The 23,727-nt window shown below is 41.9% G+C and carries 29 protein-coding genes and 1 tRNA gene; 6 read left to right on the top strand and 24 right to left on the bottom strand.

Annotation, left to right across the window (positions count from 1 at the left end):
• Position 1: 1 nt before the first annotated feature.
• The 4 genes from comGB to corA form a co-directional block, all read right to left on the bottom strand.
• Positions 2-1,039 carry a comG operon protein ComGB gene (comGB, locus tag BGM23_RS09730; protein ID WP_029726718.1) on the bottom strand — a complete coding sequence of 346 codons (1,038 nt, stop codon included), beginning with the start codon at positions 1,037-1,039 and terminating at the stop codon, positions 2-4.
• Complete coding sequence (comGA, locus tag BGM23_RS09725) at positions 1,026-2,096, bottom strand: competence protein ComGA (RefSeq protein ID WP_004399124.1); 1,071 nt, start codon at positions 2,094-2,096, stop codon at positions 1,026-1,028. The genes comGB and comGA overlap by 14 nt, the downstream gene beginning before the upstream one ends.
• 212 nt (positions 2,097-2,308) lie before the next feature.
• On the bottom strand, positions 2,309-2,506 hold the full coding sequence (locus tag BGM23_RS09715) for a CBS domain-containing protein (protein ID WP_029726717.1): 198 nt from the start codon (positions 2,504-2,506) through the stop codon (positions 2,309-2,311).
• A gap of 1 nt (position 2,507) precedes the next feature.
• Positions 2,508-3,461 carry a magnesium transporter CorA gene (gene corA, locus BGM23_RS09710; protein ID WP_004399136.1) on the bottom strand — a complete coding sequence of 318 codons (954 nt, stop codon included), beginning with the start codon at positions 3,459-3,461 and terminating at the stop codon, positions 2,508-2,510.
• Positions 3,462-3,603: 142 nt separating this feature from the next.
• Here corA and BGM23_RS09705 point away from each other — a divergent pair, with 142 nt between their 5' ends.
• Positions 3,604-4,932 (top strand): hemolysin family protein, encoded by a 1,329-nt coding sequence (locus tag BGM23_RS09705; protein ID WP_029726716.1) that lies wholly within the window; start codon positions 3,604-3,606, stop codon positions 4,930-4,932.
• 52 nt (positions 4,933-4,984) lie between these two features.
• On the opposite strand, the gene rsbRD is transcribed toward BGM23_RS09705, so the two are convergent.
• On the bottom strand, positions 4,985-5,821 hold the full coding sequence (gene rsbRD / locus BGM23_RS09700; protein WP_003230149.1) for an RsbT co-antagonist protein RsbRD: 837 nt from the start codon (positions 5,819-5,821) through the stop codon (positions 4,985-4,987).
• An 86-nt stretch (positions 5,822-5,907) separates the two neighbouring features.
• On the opposite strand from rsbRD, the gene BGM23_RS09695 reads away from it, so the two are divergent.
• Positions 5,908-5,978: transfer RNA gene (locus tag BGM23_RS09695), tRNA-Gln, on the top strand.
• A gap of 66 nt (positions 5,979-6,044) precedes the next feature.
• On the opposite strand, the gene mgsR is transcribed toward BGM23_RS09695, so the two are convergent.
• Positions 6,045-6,425 (bottom strand): transcriptional regulator MgsR, encoded by a 381-nt coding sequence (gene mgsR, locus BGM23_RS09690; protein ID WP_003230147.1) that lies wholly within the window; start codon positions 6,423-6,425, stop codon positions 6,045-6,047.
• A gap of 231 nt (positions 6,426-6,656) precedes the next feature.
• On the opposite strand from mgsR, the gene BGM23_RS09685 reads away from it, so the two are divergent.
• Positions 6,657-6,902: a DUF2626 domain-containing protein gene (locus BGM23_RS09685; RefSeq protein WP_003226300.1), complete on the top strand. Its 246-nt coding sequence runs from the start codon at positions 6,657-6,659 to the stop codon at positions 6,900-6,902.
• A gap of 39 nt (positions 6,903-6,941) precedes the next feature.
• Here BGM23_RS09685 and BGM23_RS09680 read toward each other — a convergent pair whose 3' ends face one another.
• Positions 6,942-7,577, bottom strand: a complete 636-nt coding sequence (locus tag BGM23_RS09680; protein WP_029726715.1) for an MBL fold metallo-hydrolase — start codon at positions 7,575-7,577, stop codon at positions 6,942-6,944.
• Between the two features lie 156 nt (positions 7,578-7,733).
• Between BGM23_RS09680 and BGM23_RS09675 the strand changes: the two genes are divergently transcribed.
• The gene (locus BGM23_RS09675; protein WP_003230141.1) at positions 7,734-7,907 is read left to right on the top strand and encodes a DUF2759 domain-containing protein; all 174 of its coding nucleotides are present in this window, start codon (positions 7,734-7,736) and stop codon (positions 7,905-7,907) included.
• A 31-nt stretch (positions 7,908-7,938) separates the two neighbouring features.
• On the opposite strand, the gene BGM23_RS09670 is transcribed toward BGM23_RS09675, so the two are convergent.
• The 12 genes from BGM23_RS09670 to BGM23_RS09615 form a co-directional block, all read right to left on the bottom strand.
• Complete coding sequence (locus BGM23_RS09670) at positions 7,939-8,253, bottom strand: MTH1187 family thiamine-binding protein (RefSeq protein ID WP_003230139.1); 315 nt, start codon at positions 8,251-8,253, stop codon at positions 7,939-7,941.
• A 2-nt stretch (positions 8,254-8,255) separates the two neighbouring features.
• Positions 8,256-9,317, bottom strand: a complete 1,062-nt coding sequence (locus tag BGM23_RS09665; RefSeq protein ID WP_015251709.1) for a YqgU-like beta propeller domain-containing protein — start codon at positions 9,315-9,317, stop codon at positions 8,256-8,258.
• Positions 9,318-9,378: 61 nt separating this feature from the next.
• Positions 9,379-10,509 (bottom strand): M14 family metallopeptidase, encoded by a 1,131-nt coding sequence (locus tag BGM23_RS09660; protein WP_015251708.1) that lies wholly within the window; start codon positions 10,507-10,509, stop codon positions 9,379-9,381.
• 82 nt (positions 10,510-10,591) lie between these two features.
• Positions 10,592-12,508 carry an LTA synthase family protein gene (locus BGM23_RS09655; RefSeq protein WP_015251707.1) on the bottom strand — a complete coding sequence of 639 codons (1,917 nt, stop codon included), beginning with the start codon at positions 12,506-12,508 and terminating at the stop codon, positions 10,592-10,594.
• Between the two features lie 116 nt (positions 12,509-12,624).
• Positions 12,625-13,590, bottom strand: a complete 966-nt coding sequence (gene glcK / locus BGM23_RS09650; RefSeq protein WP_003230132.1) for a glucose kinase GlcK — start codon at positions 13,588-13,590, stop codon at positions 12,625-12,627.
• Positions 13,591-13,600: 10 nt separating this feature from the next.
• Entirely contained in the window at positions 13,601-13,816 is a 216-nt protein-coding gene (locus BGM23_RS09645; protein WP_004399107.1) for a YqgQ family protein, read from the bottom strand.
• Between the two features lie 109 nt (positions 13,817-13,925).
• Positions 13,926-15,449: a rhomboid protease YqgP gene (yqgP, locus tag BGM23_RS09640; protein WP_003230128.1), complete on the bottom strand. Its 1,524-nt coding sequence runs from the start codon at positions 15,447-15,449 to the stop codon at positions 13,926-13,928.
• Between the two features lie 90 nt (positions 15,450-15,539).
• Entirely contained in the window at positions 15,540-15,713 is a 174-nt protein-coding gene (locus BGM23_RS09635; protein WP_003230126.1) for a hypothetical protein, read from the bottom strand.
• A gap of 66 nt (positions 15,714-15,779) precedes the next feature.
• Positions 15,780-16,343, bottom strand: a complete 564-nt coding sequence (locus tag BGM23_RS09630) for a 5-formyltetrahydrofolate cyclo-ligase (RefSeq protein ID WP_029726712.1) — start codon at positions 16,341-16,343, stop codon at positions 15,780-15,782.
• A gap of 84 nt (positions 16,344-16,427) precedes the next feature.
• Complete coding sequence (rpmG, locus tag BGM23_RS09625) at positions 16,428-16,577, bottom strand: 50S ribosomal protein L33 (RefSeq protein ID WP_003153056.1); 150 nt, start codon at positions 16,575-16,577, stop codon at positions 16,428-16,430.
• Between the two features lie 83 nt (positions 16,578-16,660).
• The gene (locus BGM23_RS09620) at positions 16,661-17,740 is read right to left on the bottom strand and encodes a glycosyltransferase family 4 protein (protein ID WP_029726711.1); all 1,080 of its coding nucleotides are present in this window, start codon (positions 17,738-17,740) and stop codon (positions 16,661-16,663) included.
• Positions 17,737-18,207 (bottom strand): hypothetical protein, encoded by a 471-nt coding sequence (locus tag BGM23_RS09615; protein WP_009967744.1) that lies wholly within the window; start codon positions 18,205-18,207, stop codon positions 17,737-17,739. The genes BGM23_RS09620 and BGM23_RS09615 overlap by 4 nt, the downstream gene beginning before the upstream one ends.
• A 179-nt stretch (positions 18,208-18,386) precedes the next feature.
• Here BGM23_RS09615 and BGM23_RS09610 point away from each other — a divergent pair, with 179 nt between their 5' ends.
• Positions 18,387-18,740, top strand: coding sequence for a hypothetical protein (locus BGM23_RS09610; protein ID WP_014477348.1), 354 nt, complete (start codon positions 18,387-18,389; stop codon positions 18,738-18,740).
• The gene (locus BGM23_RS09605) at positions 18,737-19,201 is read left to right on the top strand and encodes an endolytic transglycosylase MltG (RefSeq protein ID WP_014480272.1); all 465 of its coding nucleotides are present in this window, start codon (positions 18,737-18,739) and stop codon (positions 19,199-19,201) included. The genes BGM23_RS09610 and BGM23_RS09605 overlap by 4 nt, the downstream gene beginning before the upstream one ends.
• A gap of 28 nt (positions 19,202-19,229) precedes the next feature.
• Here BGM23_RS09605 and pstB (BGM23_RS09600) read toward each other — a convergent pair whose 3' ends face one another.
• The 5 genes from pstB (BGM23_RS09600) to BGM23_RS09580 all read right to left on the bottom strand — a co-directional run bounded on the left by pstB (BGM23_RS09600) (position 19,230) and on the right by BGM23_RS09580 (position 23,637).
• Positions 19,230-20,012 (bottom strand): phosphate ABC transporter ATP-binding protein PstB, encoded by a 783-nt coding sequence (gene pstB, locus BGM23_RS09600; RefSeq protein WP_014480273.1) that lies wholly within the window; start codon positions 20,010-20,012, stop codon positions 19,230-19,232.
• Between the two features lie 10 nt (positions 20,013-20,022).
• Entirely contained in the window at positions 20,023-20,832 is an 810-nt protein-coding gene (gene pstB, locus BGM23_RS09595) for a phosphate ABC transporter ATP-binding protein PstB (RefSeq protein ID WP_046663603.1), read from the bottom strand.
• A 20-nt stretch (positions 20,833-20,852) separates the two neighbouring features.
• Positions 20,853-21,737: a phosphate ABC transporter permease PstA gene (pstA, locus tag BGM23_RS09590; RefSeq protein WP_029317900.1), complete on the bottom strand. Its 885-nt coding sequence runs from the start codon at positions 21,735-21,737 to the stop codon at positions 20,853-20,855.
• Positions 21,737-22,666: a phosphate ABC transporter permease subunit PstC gene (pstC, locus tag BGM23_RS09585; protein WP_014477352.1), complete on the bottom strand. Its 930-nt coding sequence runs from the start codon at positions 22,664-22,666 to the stop codon at positions 21,737-21,739. Before pstC ends, pstA begins: the two co-directional genes overlap by 1 nt.
• A 68-nt stretch (positions 22,667-22,734) precedes the next feature.
• Positions 22,735-23,637, bottom strand: a complete 903-nt coding sequence (locus BGM23_RS09580; protein WP_029726710.1) for a phosphate ABC transporter substrate-binding protein — start codon at positions 23,635-23,637, stop codon at positions 22,735-22,737.
• Positions 23,638-23,727 lie beyond the last annotated feature (90 nt).

Raw genomic sequence — 23,727 nt, 5'->3', positions numbered from 1 at the left:
TTCACATTTGATTCATCATCTGATACATAGGCACAAGCATAGATAAATACACAAGTAAGATCATCGCTGCAACAAATCCATAAATCATTGGCTGAAGGATGCCTGTCCATTTTTGCGCTTTGTGTTCCAGCCGCTGTAATATGAATTGGCTGTATGTGAAAAGCTCCCGATCCAATCGGCCGCTCAGCTGGCCGTGAGATATGACTTTTGATAAATCAGTTTCATAAAAAGGGCTTCCACAAATAGCGGATTCAATTGACTCACCGGCTTTTAGCCGTTCAATCAATTGTTCAGCCTCGCAGCGGTAGAAAGGGAGAAACGTTTGATGTTTAAATGCATTAAGGCTGTCATAAATTGAGAGGCCTGATTTTAAAAGGCTGCTTAGCTGCAAAGAAAAAAAGTAGCTGTTAAACAGCTTGACAAGCTTTCCAACCAAAGGAATCCTGATACAAATCAGCATTTGCCGGGCAGGTGATTTTTTCTTAAACACAAGCCAATAATAAATCCCGATACCTGCTGTAAAAAGAACAAGCAAAATGATCACAAGATCAATATGCTGAAAAAAAGCAAAAAGTATATCGGTTGAACGTGAGGTTTCCATATTCATCGATTGATAGATACCGGAAAACTGAGGAATGATGATGGACTGTAACATATAAAACATGACAGCGACCGTAAAGATGAGGAAAAGCGGATAGCGCAGCACTCTTTTCAGCTGGTCTGCCTGTGCAATTTTTCGTTCCAGCAGCTCTCCGCTCTGGATCATGGAAGCAGGCAGTTCACCATGTGTTTCAGCAAAATAACAAATACCTACGGCTTCCTTATGAAATGACAAACTCTTTAGTACTTGATAAAACGGAGCCCCTTCCCTCAAACAAGTGACCGAATCAGTCAAGTCAGCCGCCTGCCTCTTATTCATCTGAAGTTCCATCAGGCGTAATCCATCCAGAAGCGTATATCCGCCCGCAGTCATTTCACCGAGCCTCTTTAATAACCTCGCTTGATCCTTTAACGACCAGACTTTTCTAATCTTTTTCATGATAAACCCACCGGTCATAGTTGTTTGTCGTTAAATAGCCGAGCGCAATTCCTTTTCTGATAATTTGACGAAGCGTTTGATATTGGTAATTTGCATGATTTCCTTTTGCCTCCTGGATACATTGCTGAAGATTTTTCCCGTATAGAAGCTCATAAACGCTAGCTCTCCTGGTATTTCGTGACTGTCGGCAATACACTGATGAACATCCGTTTTCACAAAACGGGCAAGCCAAATCAACCAAGCGCTGAGCCGCTATTGCAATGACAGTCTGTTCGATTTCATTCATATTGATACCGAATTCAAGCAGTCTGTAAATTGCGCCCTTTGCGTCTCTCGTATGAAGGCTCGTTAGTACCAGATGTCCCGTCATCGCTGCCCGCACCGCAATTTCAGCTGTTTCCGCGTCTCTGATCTCACCTAAAATAATCATATCGGGGTCATGGCGCAAAATTGCTTTCAGACCTGCGGAATAAGTTACACCGGCTTTTTCATTCACCTGAACCTGAAGAACATCTTCGTCCCTTGTTTCAACAGGGTCCTCTAATGTGACAATATTTCGATTAAAGTGTTTTTTTGCATATTGAACGAGAGAGTATAGTGTGGTAGTCTTCCCTGAACCAGTTGGCCCGGTAAAAATGAGCATGCCATGGGAATGTTTTAAAAACGAGAGTAATGTGGCTCCTGTCTTCGGAAATAGCGACAATTTATCAATCGAAGGGATATTGTATTGGGGCATCACTCTGATCACGAGGCTTTCTTCATTAATTGTGGGCAGCGTTGACATTCTTAAATGAACATTTCCCTCTTTCAGCTTTAACGTAAGCGAACCGTTTTGCGGCTTTCGCCTTTCACCTATATCCATTGCTGAAAGAAATTTAAAATGTGAAATCAGCCTTACGCACTCTTCTTTTTTCATGTCCCTTTTTTTCAGCAAGGCATGATCGACCCGAAAATGAATGATAGCGTCCCGCTCCCTCGGCACAATGTGAATATCAGAAGCCTTTGTTAGATATGCCTCTTCAATCAAGTTTTTGCTTACCTTTTCTATTGAATCCAATTTGATTCCCTCTCCTTTCAACGCATATTGTAGAAAAAGAAGAAAGGGTAATCAAACAAGGAAAACGTGATTTTGTGAGATGTTATATGCTGAAAAACCAATTCTTTCTGGCAAGAAAAAAAATTTTCAACTGAATGTGCCGCTGTCATTATAATTTTCCCTATAAATAAAAAAGCAGACATGGTCACCATGCCTGCTTGATTCCATTTTCATTATGCTGTTTTCGCTTTTTGACCAGTATCTTTTTCAACGGAAAGGTCGCCTAATGCAACAATACCGGTCATTTGGTCATTTTCAAGAATCGATAAACTGCGGATTTGATGCTCTGCCATAAGCGCCTTGACATCGTATCCGGTCACCCTGATATGTCTGGTGAAAAAGCGGGGCACGCTGCACAAAATATGAAACATCCTATAGAGTCCGCCTTTTTCGAGGTTTCTTTTTCTTCTTCCGCTCCTGCAGCATATCTCCCGTCCAGCCTTTTTTCCTCAAATAGAGATAGATCAGGACTGTAGATGTGACAATCAATAAGAGAGAAAAGAGATATCCGTATTTCCAATTCAGTTCCGGCATCACTGAAAAGTTCATCCCCCATAAGGCACCCAGAGCTGTAATCGGCGTAAAAAGCGTCGTGAAAATGGTCAGTGCTTTTACAATTTCATTCCCCCTGTGTGAGGTAATGACTTCCTCTGAATGCAGCAGATTGTTAAGCTCCCCTTCAAATTCGCTGATGTATGTAAATCCCCTGTCAATTTTCAGTTGTGTCCGCTGATAATCCTTTTTCCCTTCATTTTGAGGTAAAAAGGTTTCTTTCAACGCCATTTCAATTTTTTTGGCGCTTAATATTAAATTTTTCCAAATCATCAGTTCATGGCGCAGGAGATGGACGCGGTTTAGAATGCTTTTGCTATTGTCGTCTTTAATTTGCCATCTGAGCTTTCTCAGCTTTACTTCAAATTCATCAACACCGATTAAATACGCATTCATTAGTTCGCCGAGAAGAATTAAAAACCCCTCTATCGCATTGTCCGCTCTTTCCATTTGCCGGACAACTTCTTTGCCTTTAATCTCTCTCAAAATCGAAAAGTCAAAATTGATTGTGAAAAAATATTGTCTGGTGATATAAAAGTGAAAAACAGTATGGTCTTTTTCTTCACCAAGCCCCTGATCATAAACAATCGACCCAAATACCGCTTCATTTTCCGTTTCAGTTGTATCTACTCGCAAAAAATTAACGTGATGGTTATTTTCAAACCACTTTTCACACTGAGGCCAGTGAGAAAAATGGATTAGATCTCTTGCCTTACTTCTTTCTTGAGGCCCCATTTGGTACCAAAACCAATCCTTTCCTGTATGTGCCTTCATGTCAAGATCCTCCAAACTTTTGTTCTTTATTCTTTAATTGCCCAATAACCGCGTCACTAAACCAGTCTGCCGCTTCAACACATGTTTTATGAGCATTTTCAGGTGGTATGGAATGTAGAAAGACATCGGAAAAGGGAGGTGCATGCCTTCCTTGGAGAAGGCAGTTGTTTTGGAATTTATCAATTTACTAGCAGTCGCTATTCTCATTTTGTTAACAGGATTTTTTGTTGCCGTAGAATTTTCAATCGTAAAAGTGCGGCGATCCAAAATTGATCAGCTTGTCGCAAAAGGAAAGAAAGGTTCTAAAGCGGCAAAGCATGTCATCACTCACCTTGATGAATATTTATCAGCCTGTCAGCTGGGCATCACAGTCGCAGCTTTAGGACTGGGATGGCTTGGGGAACCGACTGTGCAAACTCTGCTTCGACCGCTTTTTCATAAAGCAGGCTTAAATGAATCGCTTACCCACCTGCTTTCACTCGTCATCGCATTTTTAGTGGTTACGTATTTAAATGTCGTTATTGGGGAGCTGGCTCCAAAGAGTTTCGCCATTCAAAAAGCAGAAAGCATTACCTTGTTGTTCGCTAAACCGCTTATTTGGTTTTATAAGATCATGTTTCCATTCATTTGGCTGTTGAACCACTCTGCCCGATTGATTACAGGAGTGTTTGGACTGAAGCCGGCATCAGAGCACGAGCTGGCATATACAGAGGAAGAACTTCGGGTCCTATTGGCTGAAAGCTATAAAAGCGGCGAGATTAGAAAAAGTGAATTAAAGTACATGAATAATATCTTCACCTTTGATAAACGAATGGCAAAGGAAATTATGGTGCCGCGAAATGAAATGGTTAGTTTATCACTAGATGAAGACTCCATTTCAAATCTTCAGGAAACAGTCAAGCAAACAAAATATACACGGTACCCAGTTGTAAGAGAGGATAAAGATAACGTTATTGGCGTGATTAATATGAAAGAAGTGCTGTTTTCCATGCTGACGAAAGATTTTTCAATCAAGAAGCATCAAATTGAACCTTTCGTACAGCCCGTTATCCATGTCATTGAGACGATTCCTATTTATAAACTACTGCTGAAAATGCAAAAGGAACGCACTCATATGGCGATCCTCATCGATGAATATGGCGGGACGTCCGGTTTGGTCACTGTCGAAGATATTATCGAGGAAATTGTAGGAGAAATCCGTGATGAATTTGATGCGGATGAAGTGCCTCATATCCGCGAACTTGGAAAGGATCATTACTTGTTAAATGCAAAATTATTAATCAGCGATGTTAACAGCCTGCTTGGAACTGATTTATCAGACGCTGAAGTAGACACCTTGGGCGGCTGGTTTTTGACACAAAACATAGACGCTGAGCCTGAAAGTACCATAGAATATGATGGCTACTCTTTTAAGGTAAAAGACATCAACAGCCATCACATTTTATTTATAGAAGTAAAAAAAGCTGAATAGCCCGTGAAAGGCTGTTCAGCTGCTATCTTTCAAGATAAACATGGCAAAGGCATCAACACTCTTTTATTTTAAACCCTTTATTGGCCAGGGCTTTAGCAAGACTTTGCTCGGTTTTCACATTCGAAAAATCCAGACCCAGCTTCACGACAGTTTGGGCAATTTCCGGCCTGATTCCTGAAATAATCGTCTCAATGCCGAGCAATTTGGTGCTGTCAATCACTTTAAAAATTTGATAGGCTACCATGGTATCAACGATAGGAACGCCCGAAATATCTAAAAATAAATACGAGAGCTTTAACGCTGAGCACTGCTCCAGCACAGACTCCAAAATCGTCCTCGCTCTGTGCGTATCAATTTCACCGACAAGCGGAAGAATCCCAATTCCATCAGTAATCGGCATAATCGGCGCACTCAATTCATTAATCATTTCTTTTTGCGCGTTTAATTGTATCATGGTCACCTGGTGATATTCTTCCGTAAACACTTCGATGATCTCATCAATGTTTTGATTCAAGATCCGGCTCCACTCATAAAATTCCTGAATGCTGATGTCTTGAGAAGAAGCTTCGCTGAATTTATGAATCCATTCAAACATGATGTGCCTGAAAGTGTTAAACTGGCCGACACTTTGTGTAACCGTCACTTCATGAACGGCACGGTCTCTGGCGCATTGAAGAGACCACCGGTTGAGCTCATCCTCTACGTCTTCTTTTCTAAGGGATTTTGCTACGATGGTCACCAATAATTCATGCTGGTCTTTTAACTTTTGTTCTAGTTTTTGCTGATCTTTCGCTGAATACAGCCAGCTGCCTGTTGATGTACAAACTTTCAGCCATTGTTGCGTGATATCTTCTTTGTGCTCTGTTAAGTGCTGATCAAGAGCTATCATCTTAATGAGCTACCTCCTGTTTTTGAAAAATGTACGCTATATATGTATAACGCGTCTGCCTTTACACATACTATGTTTAGATTCAATGGGCTATAGCCAAGCGGTAAGGCAATGGACTTTGACTCCGTGATCGTTGGTTCGAATCCAGCTAGCCCAGTTTCTGAACAGGTGAAAAACCGAAGACAAGCTGATTCGAATAAATCAGCGGATCTTCGGTTTTTCATCATGCAGATTGATGAACCGTTTTCTTCTTCGATAACTTCAACAGTTCTCCCGGGTTATAACCAATCACCAGCTTTTTGTTGTCTACTAGAATCGGGCGTCGCAAAAGCTTCGGCTTCTCGATTAAAAGTTCCAGCACCTCATTTACCGTCATTTCTTCAATGTTTAAATTTAAATTTTTGAAAGTCTGGCTTCTTGTCGCCAAAATTTCATCAATTCCTTCTGTCGTTAACGATAAAATGTACTTTAATTCTTCTCTTGTCGGGGTTTCTCTGAATAAGTGCCGTTCGTTAAATTCAATTTGATGTGCTTTAAGCCAATGTTTTGTTTTTCGGCATGACGTGCAGCTTGGATATGAGTAAAAAGTTAATTGTTGTTCCATTCGTTTTTTCCTCCTCAGTTAACCATCTCTTTGTAGAATAACTACCCGGATCATTTTTCATTTAAACCATTTACAGAACTTTTTTCGGATTATTTTTTTAAAAACATTCATACAATAGAAAACACAATCAAAGGGACAAATTCCATTTGTATATTAATAATGAAAATGTTTACATTTCTAGGTGTGATCCATTATAATAACAGTCAGAGGGACTCTCGGGAGGGGATAAAAATGAATCGCATGTTCCGGGTGTTAGGATTTTGGACGGGAATTTTTGCAGTCATGTTTTATTTAGGTGATATGAAAGATGCTTCCCTTTTATTTTTTGGACAGACGATCTTATTTGTGTTTCTATCGTATTTGAACTTAACCGAACGCATGTATATTTATATTTTTGGCGCTTATTTAACAATTTTCTTCGCCGGCTTTACATATTACTCAATTTTTATTATGGTGCCCGGCGGCGGAGGCCATTAAATGCAGAAAGAGACAAACCTTATCGGTTTGTCTCTTTTTTTACAATGAAAACCCATTTAAAAACGGATTTTGGTCCTGCTCAGTCAGTACGTCTGTTTCAGGTCCATGGCCGCTTAACACCAGCGTGTGTTCCGGAAGTGTAAGCAGTTTTTCATGAATGGACGTCAGCAGCGTCTCTTGATTGCCGCCTATTAAATCCGTACGTCCTATACCGCCTTGGAACAAGACATCTCCGGAGATAACCAAGTCTGCATCTTTCACGTAGTAAGACACACTGCCTGGTGAATGTCCCGGCGTAAATAATGTTTCCAAATGAAACGGCCCGATATTCAACTCACCGTCGCCTTCAATTAGATGATCTGCAGGCTTAGCTGTTACTTCTATCCCTCGCAGCATGCCGGAGCCGTTTAAAGAAGCGTCCGTAAGCCAATTTTTTTCATTTTGATGCAGGTAAACAGGGATATCCCATTTTTCTCTCACTTCATCAAGCGCCCCAATATGGTCAAAATGGGCATGTGTAAGCAAAATGGCTAAAGGCGTCAGCCCTTTTTCTTTTATGTATTGATTGATTTTATGTCCCTCGCCGCCCGGATCAAAAATCAGGCATTGATCATCATTGATGAGAAAATATGCGTTCGCTTGAATCGGCCCTACTGGCATTCGTCTCCATTTCACTATTATCACCTCTTTCTTTTTTATGCTCTTATTATGAGGGTTTTTTAAAAAAGATTCAAACAATCGCAATGAAAACGCTATCGACAAACCTATAAAAAACAGGTAGAATAAAACTGGAAAGAATTGCAGGTTTTTCAATGTAAAGGGGGCTGTGTTATGTTACTTGTCGTGATTTTCGGCCTTGTCGCTCTTTTCGCTTTATGGGGAGTCTTGCGTTCTGTTAGAAATAAAAATATACTCGGGTTTTTATTAGCCGGTGCCACCTTATTTGTCTTTGGATGGTTTACCGTGATGACCGTAATAAACAGCGGGTATCCAACCGCACATTAAAACCTGTATCCGATCGGATACAGGTTTATTTTTATGGCTGTAAATGTTTATTGACACTTTCTATTTTGCTCTCAAGCGTCGTTTTTTTGTCACGCCTGTCATCGATACGGATATTCGTTGCCACTCTGTGCAATCCTTTTTGAAATGGCGCTTCGTGAATTGCCTGAATGACTGCAAAAAGGTCACTGAGTTCTCCCTCGATCAGCGTATTCATCGGTGTCAGCTGATATTTGATTTTCCCTTCTGCTTGATATCCTTCTAATATCTTTTGCACATCGGCTACGTAAGCACTGACACTGGGTGTTTCCGTACCGATTGGGATAATGGTTACATCTGCGATAGCCATCGTTATTCCATCTCCTTTTGATCAATGATGAGTTGCTTCGTTTCATGTGATTTCAATAAAATAATTTGCTCAAAATGAAAGCCGTATAACGCATATTTCCCGTTCGGAGATATTTGAATCGGCTCCATTTCCCGCAGAGACACAAGATCTTTTGTCTCTCCCGATGCTACATTGATTGCTGCGAGCTTATATGCATCGCCGCTTTGTTTGAATGTATAAAACAGGCTTCCTGCTTCATCATAGTCATACTCCATTGGAGCCAAACTTGTATATTTCGCTTGGAGCGGCCATTTCGCTGTAACAGGTGATGTTGATTGCGGCGTTTTAAACTGATACGTCCCTTTTCCTCCGGAAGCTGATTTGACAGTAAAACTCATTTGATGGAAAGAATCGAAGAATAGAACGTTATCCTCAAGCTTCTGTTCCGTCTTAGAAGCTGTATCGAACGTATATAAAGGCCCTGTTTTATCGTCTCTTCCCTCTTTTACATAATCAAATGTATTTTTGGATGTCCAATGAATGAACGGAACCTGTACTGGGCTTAAGAAAGATTCGTCTTTTTTAGCATTCACCTGATATGTATGGAAATCCCAGTTTTCATTGAATTCCGTCACCATCATTTGATAAGGATCATACTGATTCCAAGCAGCTTCAAGCTCATACGTTTCGTAATCTTTTTCGTAAAGCGTCTCTCCTTCTGCATTAAGCAAAACCACTGCCGTCTTTTGGCTATGTGTGATTTGCAGCAGAATCATCTGCTCCCTCGCATTGATTTGAACATCAACGATTTGACCATCCGTTTGATAGAGCTTTTTCGCTTTGCCTGTAAAGATGCGGTACGCAAAAAGCTCTGTTTTCGTCGGATTAGACGCAGTATATAATATTGTGCTGTTATTCAGCCAGCCTTCCACCCCATCCGCTTTTTCCGCGGAAAGCGGTATGATGTCTTTTTTCTCATCTTTTGCCGCCGATGCCTGTTTTTGCTGCTGATGAGATGGTTCGCATGCCGATAAACTAAACAGCAATACCGCCAGCAGAATAAAACAAACTGATCTCATCAGCATTCCCCTCCGATCATCTTTATTCTCTCATATTTGCTTCGGCAGAAAAAAGAAAAAGTTTCAGTTACTCATGAAAAAATAACGCCCTCCACAAGATACCGCTTGTGGCGTTATATATGTGTGAAAACTGCTGAAACGGCAAAGGATTTTGGCCTTTTCCAAGTTCCACCGTATACCCTTCCTTAAAATAATGGTGAATAAACCAGTCACGAAATCCAGCATAGCTATCTATATCCCTTACTCCCTTATAAATGTTCCCGCTTAACTCCTCAAAATCCTTTATGACGGCAGCAGATTCCTCAGGCTCAAGGCCTTTATAGCCCCAATAAATTTCTTCTCCTTGAGTATGAAGAGCCAGCAGTCTGTCAGGCGGATTCTCCGTGATCAGCCGGTACATCGCAATAGATTCCGGCTCCGTAAGCGGAGAGATTCCCGGAAAATCGCGGTAGCTGGGTGCTGTCGGTTTTCGGTATTTTTCAATTTCCCATAATGATGGAAATTGTTTATTTAAATCAACCCCGTTTATATTCGCCTTCCATTCATTAAAATTTGGACGATGTTCATTTAGCCTTTCGAGTTCATCTCTTCTGGCTCCCATGACTTCTGATCCGTTTAAAACAAGATCAACGCCATCCGGATTGACAAGAGGAACGAGGGATAAGGATGTGCTGTTAAACAGCTTTATGGGAGAAAAGCCAAAGAAAGGCGAATTGCAGCATAATGACATACAGTATTCCTTAAACCATTTTAGCAGGACAGACGTTGTAATCCACTCATTCGCATGAAATGACGCGTTCATATGGACCTTTTTTACGGCATGCTCCCCACCAGCCTTCAGCTCCCAGATAGGCCTGCCGAGTACAGAACGGCCAATTTCCCGGCATGAGACAAACGGAAAAACATCAATAATCTTCTTTATTTCCTTTTCAACAGCTGAATCATCATAGATTTTCTCTTGCTCAATCCAGCTATCTGAAAGTTTCAGCTGCCGAGGCTGTAAAAAGCGCTTTATGTCCTGAATGGTTTGAAGCTCTTTGCCGCTATGCTCCTCTATCACATAACCAGGGCAATACAATTGATGTTTTTGTGCGGAGCGATTTGCACTTTTAAGCAATTCCTCGTCTATCTTCAGTTCTTTCGCCACATTGGCCAAATTGTTCTTGATCTCAGGTTTCACAGTAATAAACGCCATCATCATCCCCCTTTTTTGTTACTATATGACAGCGTATTTAAAAAAAGAAAGCCTCCCGCTCACTTCAATGCGGGAGACATTGTGATTATGATGCCTGATCAAGCATTTGTTTTTCTTTCCGCTTTGACGAATTGTCCAGCCTTTTCTGGTCATAAAATCGCAACAAATCCCCATAAATGATTTCATCAGAAAGTGATAGCTCCTGTTTTGCTTTATCAGCAAATGCTTCACATTGTTTTGTCTCTTCTAACGGTTTTCCCGTCTCTTTGTCATAACACGCACCGTCTGTATAAACAACCTGATCTGTGATAAAGCTCCCGTCCCGGAGCACCGTGAAGTCCAGTTTTTCGTCTGAAAGCAGATCGTTGCCGAATTGAATTTGATCTTTCGTATCAATCCCTAAAAGATTCATCAGCGTCGGCCTGATATCAATCTGCCCGCCTACTGTTTCAATGGTTTGCGGCTTTTTATCAGTAATACCCGGAATATGAATGACCAGCGGCACTTTTTGGAGCTGTACCTCTTCAAATGGGGTTATTTCTTTTCCTAAAAACTGCCCCATCGCTTCATTATGGTTTTCTGATATACCATAATGGTCACCATATAATACAATAACAGAGTTGTCGTATAACCCGTCTTCCTTCAGCTTTTCGATAAACCGTTTCAGCGCCTCATCCTGATAACGCACTGTCGGAAAATATTTATTTAGCGTCTGGCTGCTTGAATCATATTCATCAATCAATTGGTCCTCTTCATCAAGATCAAACGGGAAGTGGTTCGTCAGTGTAATCAGCCTCGAGTAAAACGGCTGAGGCAGATTTTTCATCAGCTCTGAAGACTGCTCAAAAAATTCTTTATCCTTAAGTCCCCAGCCGACTGAATTTTCGTCAGTTACATCATACGAGTTAATATCAAAAAACGAATCATATCCAAATGAGTCGTACATTAAATCACGATTCCAAAAGCTCTTATTATTAGCGTGGAGCACCGCTGAATAGTATCCGCTGTTTTTCAAAATTTCAGGAGCGGCCATATATTGATTGCCCGCATTCGTAAAAAATACGGCACCTCGTCCAAGCGGATACAGTGAATTGTCCACGATAAATTCAGAATCCGAGGTTTTCCCCTGGCCTGTTTGGTGGTAAACATTATTAAAGTTGTAGCTCTGTTTTATAAAGTCATTCAGAAAAGGCGTGATTTCTTCTCCATTCAATTTTTCATTAATCACGAAGCTTTGCGTCGACTCTAAGGATACGAGAATGACGTTCCTTCCTTTTGCAGCGCCGAATAAGCGTTTGTTGGCATCCTTCACATTAGCGGTTACGTAGTTTTCAATCTCCGTCAGGCTGTTGCTGTCTGCCAACGCTCTCTGTGCGGATTGCTTTGACTGAAGAACGCCATCGTAAATATGAAAATTAAACAGGCTAATGTTTTTAACAAGCATTTCTCTGTCAAATGAGCGTGTCAATAGCTGAGGTCTTTCCGCCTCAGACAAGCCCAGGTTGAAGAAATAAACAGAAGCAACGAACAAAAAATAAGCCGCCCGTTCATTTTTCGTTGAGGGAATGTCCGATTGAAAAGCTTTTTGCCGGATGTGAAGCCATATTAAAACCGCAATATCTACAGCTAATAGGAGGTCTGTCGGCTCAAGAAGTGTTCCGATGCTGCTTCCGAGATCACCCATATTGCTCGTTTGAAAAAGAACAGGGATTGTTAAGAAATCATTGTAAAAACGGTAAAAAACCATATTTGCCAGCAATACAAACGTGACAAGACAGCTCATCGCGATAATGTAGCGATTTCTGTTTTTGCCTTTTAAAAACAGGCTGAGGCCAAAAATAAGCAACAAAAAACTCAATGGGTTGATAAACAGAATAAATTCCTGTGTTAGATTGTCGATTTTAATATGAAAACTGGTTTTGTAAACAGCATACGTTTTCAGCCACATCAATAAAATGGCAATCAGCATAAATGAAATCTTCGAAAAAAACGTTTTTCGCATTTCAACCTCCTATGCAGCACGCTCAAAAAAATCAGTCTATTCCCAACATTCTCATTAACACATCAAATTAAATCTTAACCTGAGCACAACAAAAAATCAATTTCATTTACACAATTTTAACAATTTTGATGTTTCAGCCATTCATTTTTAGCGATCCAAGCGCCTCCGATAACGCCGGCATCATTTCCAAGTGCTGCGATTGAAATATCAGCAGCTTGGGCTGCCCGCGGAAACGCGCATTTGCGGAATGTTTTCTCGACTTTTGATCTCAGCAGTTCTCCGGCTCTCGATACGCCGCCGCCAAGAACGATTTTGGATGGATTAAGCGAGCTTGCCAAATTTCCGAGCACCAAACCAAGATGCTTGGCTACATAATCAACCACCTCAAGGGCAATTTCATCATTTTCACCCGCCGCTTCAAACACATCCCGCGCTGACAATTGTTCGGTTGCTTTTAAACGTGTCGTCTTTTTAGCATTTGCTATTTTTTCTTTTGCAATTCTTACAATTCCGGTTGCTGACGCAATTGTTTCGATACAGCCCGTTTTGCCGCAGTTGCAGGGCGCTCCGCCTTCAGGGATGCTGCAAATATGGCCGATTTCTCCGCCGGCGCCATTTATACCATGTACAATTTCACCATTTGCAATGATGCCGCCGCCAACTCCTGTGCCAAGCGTCACGAGAATGACGTCTTTTGCGCCATCACCCGCTCCCTTCCACATTTCCCCGAGCGCAGCAATATTCGCGTCATTTTCTATAACAGCTGGGATGCCGGTTTCTGTCTCCAGATGGTTTTTCAAAGCATAATTTTTCCACCCTAGATTTACTGTTTCATAAACCACTCCTGCCGCCATATCTACAGGGCCTGGTGCACCCATTCCGATGTATTTGATGATGTGCTTCGGTTTTTGCAGCTCATCCAGCTTGCTGTCGATTGTTTTTGCAATTGTGACAGTAATCGTGTCGCCGGTTTTATCAGTCGGAACTTCCCACTTATGCTGAATTTCGCCATATTGATTAATAAAAGCGAGTTTAATCGTCGTTCCTCCCAGGTCAATGCCCGCAAACCATATCTCGTCCATTTTTATCACCTTAGCCTTTATAAAAATCTCTTCCGTTTTTTGTTTGTTCCAATTCTTTTCGAAGGACAGCTGCCGCTCTGGCCCACTGCTCCTTTTCAATCATGTGGTTCATGTATAATTCCTTTAATTCATCCAGCATAAACTCAATTTCAAGCTCTCTGTCTCCAAAATAAACAATGTGGCCAAACGTTTTTAACAGCTGCTGCACATCATAAAATGTATTCATTTTCCTCACCATTTCTTGAACTTAACTATCATAAGCGTATTCATAAGGAAGCGGTCAGTCAAGAAGAAAACGCTGACAAAAAAGCCAGCTTCCTTTCCATATTCCACCTCTATGATTCTTTATTGTTTTCAATTTGCCGCTGCAGCTCCTTGTAGCGCTGCTCCTTCGGCTTCAGTTTCACAGCCGTCTGGATGGCCTTTTCTGCTTGTGCAAGCTCATTTTTTTCCGCATACAATAACGCTAAATTGTAATAGGAAGCATGGTCTTTAGGTTCTTTTTTCACTGCTCGTTCCAAAAGGGAAACCGCCTGATCATATTCGCCGATTTGAATATCAGAAACAGCAAGAATTTTCAAAAGATCGGCAGAGGCATCTTTTTGCGCTGCTTCTCCGTTCAGCAATTCTGTTACTTCTTCATACTTTCCTTCCTGATACAGCTCGCTTGCCTGCTGAATCAGCGCTGACTCCTGGTGTGAAGGCGAATGCAATCCGTAATATAAAAATCCAACAGCCAAAGCAATCAGCAAAACCGCTGACAACAATCTTTTTCCAAAGGCTCCGGCTTTAGGCAACCCCAGTGCTGCTGCAGCGAAAAAGCCGCCAATCAAGCCGCCGATATGTCCTGAATTATCAATATTCGAAACCGCAAAACCAAAGCCCAGATTGATGATAATAATGACAATAATATTGGTTCCTATAGTTCTTAAAAACATTTTTCGATTAGACAAAGCAACATACAGTAATGCACCTAAGCATCCGAATATGGCTCCTGATGCCCCTGCCGAAGGATACGGGCTGAACACAAAACTCGCAATCGAACCCGTAATGCCAGCAGCCAGATAAATCAGCAAAAATCTCCCCGATCCATACATCCGCTCAACCGCTGTACCAACCGACCATAAAGCCAGCGTATTAAAAGCTAAATGCGCTATGCCGATGTGAAGCACGATCGGTGTCAGAAGCCGCCACCATTCTCCTTGTGCAATCAGGCTGTTTTCTTTTGCTCCAAAAGCCACCAGTGTCTCCGTATTAGTGCTGCCTCCGTTTATTTCGAGCAAGAAAAACATCAGGATCTGAAGCGCAATAAATAAATATGTAAAAGTCGGTTTTCCGTTTTGAAAAACCGCCGCTTCAGTTTTTCTCTGTTCTTCTTGTTTCAGCACTAGCGAAAGGAAGCGTTCTCGCGCCATTTGCGCGTTTTCAAACGAAGCGTGTTCCTCTGAACAATCTTCTGTACGAAATGATGGAAAAACCGCTTGAAGATCATCTCGAAGCATCGTTCCTCTAACGATCGCCGGCTCAACTGACACAGTTCCCTTCTCAAAAGTTTTTTTTGCAATCTCTTCCCAGTCATCAACAGGGGCTTCCGTTGAAAAAAACACATTCAGCAGCTTCATCCTTCGTCTGCCCAATTGATGTCTGACTCGTTCTACTCGTTCGGCCTGCTCTTCGATGTCTCTAACCATTTCTTGACGGAAATCAAGATCGTGCTTATAAAGACGAACTAGATCATGAGAGGACTTGTCCGGCGCTTCCAGCCATATTTCATCTGACTCACCGGCTTGTATGACGCCATACCCGCTATTCACCAGGTGCGCCGCAATTTTCCAATATGTATACTCCAGCAAAAACATGTTTACCGCTCCAATAGTTTTTTTTTCATTATAACAGCTGGCGCTCCGAAACGCCTACTGAAAGCAAAAAATCCCGTTTTTCACGGGATTTTAGAAAGCTTGCTGTATAAACTTATTGCGGATAAATGGAATTCTTAAAAACAAATGGATAAAAGACCGCCTGATTCCTGGCTGGCTGAGTACAGTATTCATAAGACGGTAGCGATTTTGATAAAACATGACGGCAGAAACCGCGAAAATGGCATATATCAAAAGTTTTTTCATGATATCCCTCCTGCCAATAGGGTTTGTTATTCTGCCTTATTTATTCTCGAATAAGGGACAGGAAAGTTATGAAAAACAAGAAATAATCCGATCCTCTGTTATCAGCTTATGTACCGGGATGTCATGCGGCAAACGGGGTACGTGCGCAAACAGCTGGCACTCCAAAAGCAAAGAGACTGTCTCCCCTTCATATTCACTTAAATAGCGATCATAATAGCCGCCTCCAAAGCCGACCCTAAACCCGTTAACATCAAAACAAACACCTGGAACGATCACCAAGTCAATTTGTGATGGGTTTACTTCTTTTGTTTTTTCAATTACCGGCTCGAGCAGTCCGGCGTAAACGGTTTCGAGCTGATCATCGGTCTTATATGTCCGAAATTGCATTTTCTTCGTGTCCGGATGGCATTTTGGGATGCAAACTTGTTTCCCTTCTTCCCAAGCCTGCTCAATGACAGGACGCGTCGGTATCTCTAATCCTCTGGAGATGGTGACCGCAATGGTGCCGGCATTTTGCCACTCCGGCAGAGAAAACAAGTACTTATACATACGTTCCGTTTTTTGAAGCAGATCTTCATTTGATAAAGCAGACAGTGCCTCCAGCGTCTTTTTTCTTAATTGTGATTTCATCTCTCATCCCCCTCGGAATAGAAAAAAAGCCAGAACCTTTTTCAAAGCTCTGGCTTTTTTCTTACACCTCAAACAGCAAAGCTGTTATTTTGTTTCACGGTGTAACGTAGATTTTTTATCACGTGGGCAATATTTTTTAAATTCAACGCGGTCTGGATTGTTGCGTTTGTTCTTTTTAGAAATATAGTTACGCTCACCACATTCAGTGCAAGCCAAAGTAATATTAACGCGCATTATTTTCCCTCCAAACTAAAATCATTTACTTATTCAGACTTATATATAATACCACTATAATGGACGGAATGCTAGGCTGTTTTTCAATGAATTGCTGAATTATTGAAGATACGCTCATAAAGCTGCAAATATGATGACATAATGAGTCGGGGGTGGTGGAGCTTGAACACTTGTTGTCTGCCAGCTTCTTTTATCCGGCGGGCTTTTTCCCGGTCTTTTAAAAAACTGTCCAGCAGATCAGCCGCTTCCTGTACGAGCGTAAAATCAGCGATGATTGCCGTTTTGTCATGAACCGCATAATCACAAAAACCACCTGACCGAGAAACGACAGTCAGCACACCTTGTTCCATGCTTTCTTGCGCGGCAAGCCCAAACGGTTCATAAGAACTAGGGAAAACAGCCATTTCACAGTGAGACAGTAACGTTCTGATATCTTTCCTATTTAGAAACGGCAGAAACATGACGCGATCCTTCAGGTTATATGCCGCAGCCAATTTCTCATAGCAGGACAGAGACGGCCCCTCCCCAGCCAGCACTAGATAGAGGTCAGGCTGACGCTGCTTCAAGATGGCAAACACCTTTAACAGCTGCGATAATCCTTTTTCCGGAACAAACCTTCCATATGAAAAGAGGAATCTTCTATTCATGCTTCTCGGGATTTTCCCCTTCTCTTTCTCCATAGATGCAGGACTCGGGATAGCGGTTATTTTCTTATGTGCCGCCTTATCAAGAGACCGCTTCATAAATGTGCTTAATACGATCAATGCATCAGCGGATTCTATAAGGAGCCGTTCGGTCATGAGCCTGTATGGGTGTGGGGCTTCTCGGCACACCTTCTTCCTTTCGCTTTCAAGACCGTGGATTGTCGCAGCAAGCGGAAGGCCAAGCCGTTGTTTCAAATACTGGGCGGCAGGGGCAGTTGTGTCATCATGGGCATGAATCAGATCAAAGCGTTTATTGTGTGATAACACATGGCGAACCATTGTAAAGTTAGCATCAGCTATGTAATCTTCAAACTTCGCATACGAAAACAGCTGCCCGCTCGGAGTACAAACCGTAATGTTGATATGAGGGTTTAAATAGGAAATGAGGCGGTTTAAATGGACACCGAGCCCGCTTTTCGGCTCATCGGGATGTTCGGGTGAAAGCATGAGAATGTTCACCGTTCTTTTTCCCCTCTCCCATAACAGGTGTATGCAGAAAATTGCGCCTCCCACCTGGTGTGCGCTTCTTCAATCTGAAAACTGTTTATATGACGAATCCCATTTTCATCAAGATAGATGTCGTCTGTACCGGCAAGCTTGAGAGAGACATTCATTGAATTCACAATTCTGTATTCAGCCCGATATACAGCATCACCAGCCGCCTGTCTAATCGTCCATTCTCCTTTATCATACGTTGTGCGTTTTGTCCTGACAGCTTCAATGTCTTTTCTTTTGATGACAATGCGCAATTCTTTTATCATATCCTGCGTTTTTTCGAAAAGGACCGCTTCAGCCAGCCGCATTGTTTCTTCCGAGATTTCCCAGCTTACGGTCAAGGTGTGAGCGTTTTGAATGATTATGTCGAATGTGTCCCTAAAAAAGGAAAGCTTATGTCGTATATTATAGGGAAATGGGTGTTTATCCATGGACTCCTAACATTCTCCTTTCCAATCGTTCACTTCGTGTTCCTATTAAACCATTACATAAAGAAGAAGCAAAGAAAGATTTCTCGACAAAATCTCGTTTTTTTCGCGAATTCCTTTAGAAACTATTGGTTTTATGGTATAAAAAAGAAGGATAAAAAAAGAATAGAAGGTGATGAAACGTGGAAATTGCTATTATTGCGTTGTTTATCGTCAGTATAGCGCTAATTGCATTCTCATATTCTCAAAGAGACCCGATGAAAGATGTAGAACAGGAGCTCGAAACACTGCAGCTTTCTGCGATGCAGGAAATTTACAAGCTCAAAAAGAAAATGACAGTGCTTGAGGAAGAATTACTGGAAACAAACCTTGTCATTCGCAAATCAAAGCAGAGCGACATCAATCAAAAAATCGCTAAACAAATACTTTCTAAATATAATAACGGTATGTCAGCTGAAGCGATTGCTAAAGCTGAGCATGTATCAGTGGAAGACGTGAATACGATTATCAAAGATAATGAGAAGGTGCTCGTATGACAAAACGGGGCATTCAGGCATTTGCTGGCGGCATCATTTTAGCGACAGCCGTTCTTGCAGCTGTTTTTTATCTGACTGACGAAGATCAGGCCGCTGCTGTAAAAGATAATAAAACAGTAACTGAACAAGACGTGAACAATTACCTTGATTCTAAAAAAATGGTTTCTGTGAACCGTGATGAATATCAAAAACTTCTTGATTCAAAAGAGAAATCGTTGACCGATGACAGCAGCTCAGACACGAAAACAGACAAAGTCAAAACGTACAAGCTCAAAATTAAAGATGGCATGAGCACTGCGGATGTATCTGCTATTCTTGAAAAAGAGGGCATTATCTCTTCGGCTCAAGACTTTAATGACTATGTCATTGATGCCGGCTATCACAAAGAAATTCGTGCCGGCGAGTTTAAAGTAAAATCAGACATGAGTTTCAAAAAGATCGTAAAAACGTTAACACGATAAAAAAACAGGCTGACTCAGCCTGTTTTTTTCATCCAAACTTTCCTGAAATGTAATCGAGCGTTCTTTGGTCCTTCGGGTTAGAGAACATTTTATTCGTATTGTCGCATTCAACAAGCTCGCCCATGTAGAAAAAGGCGGTTTGATCAGAAACCCTTGCTGCCTGCTGCATGTTATGCGTGACAATGACAATTGTATATTTATTTTTCAGCTCTAGAATGAGTTCTTCAATTTTTCTCGTTGAGATTGGATCTAGTGCAGATGTCGGTTCATCCATCAGCAAAATATCAGGATTGGTCGCAAGTGCTCTGGCGATGCAAAGACGCTGCTGCTGGCCCCCTGACAGCGAAAGAGCGGACGTATGCAATCGATCCTTCACCTCATCCCATAACGCCACGTCTTTTAATGACTTTTCCACAATTTCCTGAAGCTTCTTCTTATTTTTGGTGCCGTGGACTCTCGGTCCGTAAGCCACATTATCAAAAATAGATTGCGGAAACGGGTTCCCTTTTTGGAATACCATGCCGATATTTTTCCGTAAATCCACGATGTCCACTTTATCCTTTAAAATATTGCTGCCATTATAGTTCAGCTCACCTGCAAGCTTTACATTTGGCGTCATTTGAATCATTAAATTCAATGTCTTGATAAAGGTCGATTTCCCGCATCCGGATGGACCGATAATCGCCGTAACCTCATTTTCATAAATGCTCAAATTGATATTTTTTAAAGCATGATGCTGTCCATACCATAAGTTCATTCCATTGACTTGATAGACTTCCTGTTTCATTACAGCTTCGGTAGCAATACTCATTGCCGCCCTCCTATCCGAATTTCCCGTTAATATAATCCTCTGTCTTTTGCTTTTTCGGACTCGTGAAAATCTGTTCGGTCTGTCCGTATTCTACAAGCTCGCCGTTTAAAAAGAATGCCGTCCGGTCAGAAACCCGCAGAGCCTGCTGCATATTGTGCGTGACAATAATAATTGAGTATTCTCTTTTCAATCCTGTAATTAATTCCTCTATTTTCGCATTTGAAATCGGATCAAGCGCTGAAGCTGGTTCATCAAGCAGAAGAACAGCCGGCTTCATCGCAAGCGTTCTCGCGATGCATAAACGCTGCTGCTGGCCGCCGGATAACGAGAGTGCGGATGAATGTAAACGATCCTTCACCTCAGCCCAGAGGGCCGCTTTTGTTAAACTTTCTTCCACAATTTCATCTAAAACAGCTTTATTCCGCTCTCCGGCATATTTCAATGCATGTGTGATATTCGCATAGATCGATTTCGGAAATGGATTTGGTTTTTGAAAAACCATTCCGATTTCTCTTCTCAAGCTGACAACGTTAATATTGCCGCCCAATATATTTAATCCTTCATAAAGGATTTCACCTTCCGCTCTTGCAGATGGAATTAAATCGTTCATTCGGTTAATATTTCTCAAAAAAGTAGATTTTCCGCATCCCGACGGCCCAATTAAAGCAGTCACCGCATTTTTTTCAATATCCATGTTTACATGATGAACGGCTTGTTTATTTCCGTAAAAAATAGACAGATCTTTGACCTCAAGCACGTGATTCTGCTTCGGAACAATAACAGCTCGCTCAGGTTTTTCTTTTACCATTTGTTCAGACATGTTTTTCGCCTCTTTCTGTTCTAATTTGCCGTAAGCTTTTTGTAGATCATCGTGCCAAGCCATCTCGCCGCGAGATTAAACACAAGAACAGAAATCACCAGCACGGCAGAACCACCGTTGGCAATCGCTTCAGCATCCGGAATCATTCCTTGTGTATTGACGTTCCAAATGTGGACCGCAAGTGTTTCAGCGGGCCTGAAAATATTAAGCGGTGATGTTTCCGAAAACGGGTTCCACTCCGTAAAATTAAGACGCGGTGTTGTCAGGCCTGCCGTAAATAATAATGCGGCCGCTTCCCCGAACACCCTTCCTGACGCTAAAATTGCTCCTGTGATGATAGAAGGAATCGCACTTGGAATTAAAACTGTTTTTACGGTATGCCAGCGTGATACACCTAAAGCGAGAGAGGCTTCCTTCAGATCTTTAGGGACTGAACGGATCGCGTCTTCTGTCACACGCACCATGACAGGAAGGTTAAAAACAGTTAACGCAAGCGCCCCGCCTATGATCGTATATCCCCAGCCTGTTAAGTTGACAAACATCAATAATCCAAACATCCCAATGACAATAGACGGAAGAGATGAAAGCACCTCTATACATGTTCTGATGAAGTCAGTTACTTTGTTATTAGGCGCGTATTCAGCCATGAAGACTCCGCCGCCCACACCGAGCGGGATTGTAATCAGCATTGTAATAAACAAAATATAAAAGGAGTTAAACAGCTGATCTCGTATGCCTCCTCCAGCTGCAATGGCGCTCGATTTTGTTGTAATAAATTGCAAACTGAGCTGAGAAACACCGTTTATAATAATATAGGAAAACAAACCTACTAAAATGGCAGCGATAATGGCTGCACACAAACCAAACATTCCGGTCGCCAGTTTATCTGTTATTTTGCGGTTCATTACACTTTCCTCCTAGATGACAAGTAGCGAATAAGCAGGATGAATAAGAATGACATCACCAGAAGCACAAGCCCCATTGACCACAGCGTATTGTTTTCAACACTTCCGTATGTGGTGTGGCCCATATTCAGCGTGATGATCGTTGTCAGCGTTCCCGCAGTGTCAAACAGGCTTTCCGGCAATACTCTTGTATTTCCAATGACCATCTGAACAGCCAAAGCTTCACCGAACGCCCGAGCCATGCCTAACACAACAGCTGTCATCAATGTTGGAAAAGCTGCAGGCACAAGTACTTTTCTGATTGTCTGCCATCTTGTCGCACCGAGCGCGTAAGAACCCTCTCGTAAACTCTTCGGAAGAGAAGCCATTGCATCAGCAGAAATCGATGTGATCGTCGGCAGAATCATGACGGAAAGGACAATCGTTCCCGCCAATAAACTGTGCCCTGTTCCGCTCGATTTGAACTGGGCGATAAACGGCACCAATACTGTAAGACCTATGAATCCATAAACAACAGATGGAATACCGACTAAAAGCTCAATCACCGGCTGCAGCACTTTCTTTCCCCAATTCGGGGCAATCTCTGTCATAAAAATCGCACCTGCAATGCCAAGCGGCGCAGCGATTAGAGCAGAAAGAATCGTTACTGCAAATGAGCCAAAAATAAATGGCAGCACTCCGTATTTCGGATCACTATCTGTAGGATTCCAATTTAAGCTCGTTAAGAATTCAATTGGGCTTACACCATTTACAAGAAAAGATTGCAGCCCCTTCACGCCGAGGAAAATGGTGATCGCAACAGATGCCGCAATCATAATCAGCGCACATGCTGTCACAATCATTCTTCCCCGAACTTCATCCAATTGCCGATTTTGCCTTGAGCTGATTAAACGCTCGCTCACAGACATATTTTCTCTATTGTTTATCATTGTTTTACACTCCTATGAATGTGTTAAGAGGAGAAACGGTTGTCCCCGCACTCCTCTTTTTATTAAGATCAGCTTTGCTTCCCGTTGGCATCGCGTGTCACTTTCATATCAGTAACCGGAATGTAGCCTTGGTCAGTAACAATGCTTTTTTGAATGTCTTCACTCTTTAGATAATCAAGAAATTCTTTAGCTAAACCTGTCGCTTCACCTTTTGTATAAGAATGCTGATAAGCCCAGATCGGATACTCGCCAGTTGCTACATTTTTCGCTTCAGGTTTAACACCGTCAATAGATAGAGGAGTTACTTTGTCATCTGTTAAATATGAGAATGCAAGATATCCAATCGCTCCCGGAGTATCAGCAATGATTTTTTTCACCGTGTTGGAGGAATCTTCAGTAATGCCTTCTGCAGGCTCCGCTCCGTCAAGCGCATATTTCACAAATGTAGCACGTGTGCCGGAAGAATCAGGACGGTTTACAAGTGTAATCTTTTGGTCTTTGCCGCCGAGCTCTTTCCAGTTTTTGATTTTGCCAGTGAAGATTTTTTTCAATTCATCTTTTGAAATATCCTTTACACCAGCATCAGGGTTTACAGCTGCTGCCATACCAACTACAGCGACTTGATGATCGACAAGCGCTTTTGCATCGATGCCTTCTTTTTCTTCAGCAAAAACGTCTGAATTCCCGATCTGAACAGCTCCTTCAGAGACTTGAGAAAGCCCTGTTCCAGAACCGCCAGCTTGTACCTGTATATCAGCATCAGGGTTTTCTTCCATAAATTTTTCCGCGGCTGCAAGTACTAGTGGCTGCATGGCCGATGAACCAGAAATGGTTAAAGAACCTGATGCCTTTTCTTCTCCTTTTGCAGAATCGCTATTCGATTTTTTACTTTCTCCTGCATTTCCGCATGCAGCTGCAATCATCATAAAAGCAGCCATCAGAAGCATAAGCACCAATTTGTTTTTTTTCATTTCCTGAATTCCCCCTGCGTATAATGTGTAATTTGTCCTACACGTATAGAGTAAAGGTTCTATGTAAAAAGGGTTTGAACCGAATGTTAA

Origin of the sequence: Bacillus sp. FJAT-14266, assembly GCF_001719225.1 — a bacterium.
GTDB classification, from domain to species: domain Bacteria; phylum Bacillota; class Bacilli; order Bacillales; family Bacillaceae; genus Bacillus; species Bacillus subtilis.
The sequence above is the reverse complement of the archived record's forward strand: the minus strand, read 5'-3'. Positions and strand labels throughout refer to the sequence as shown.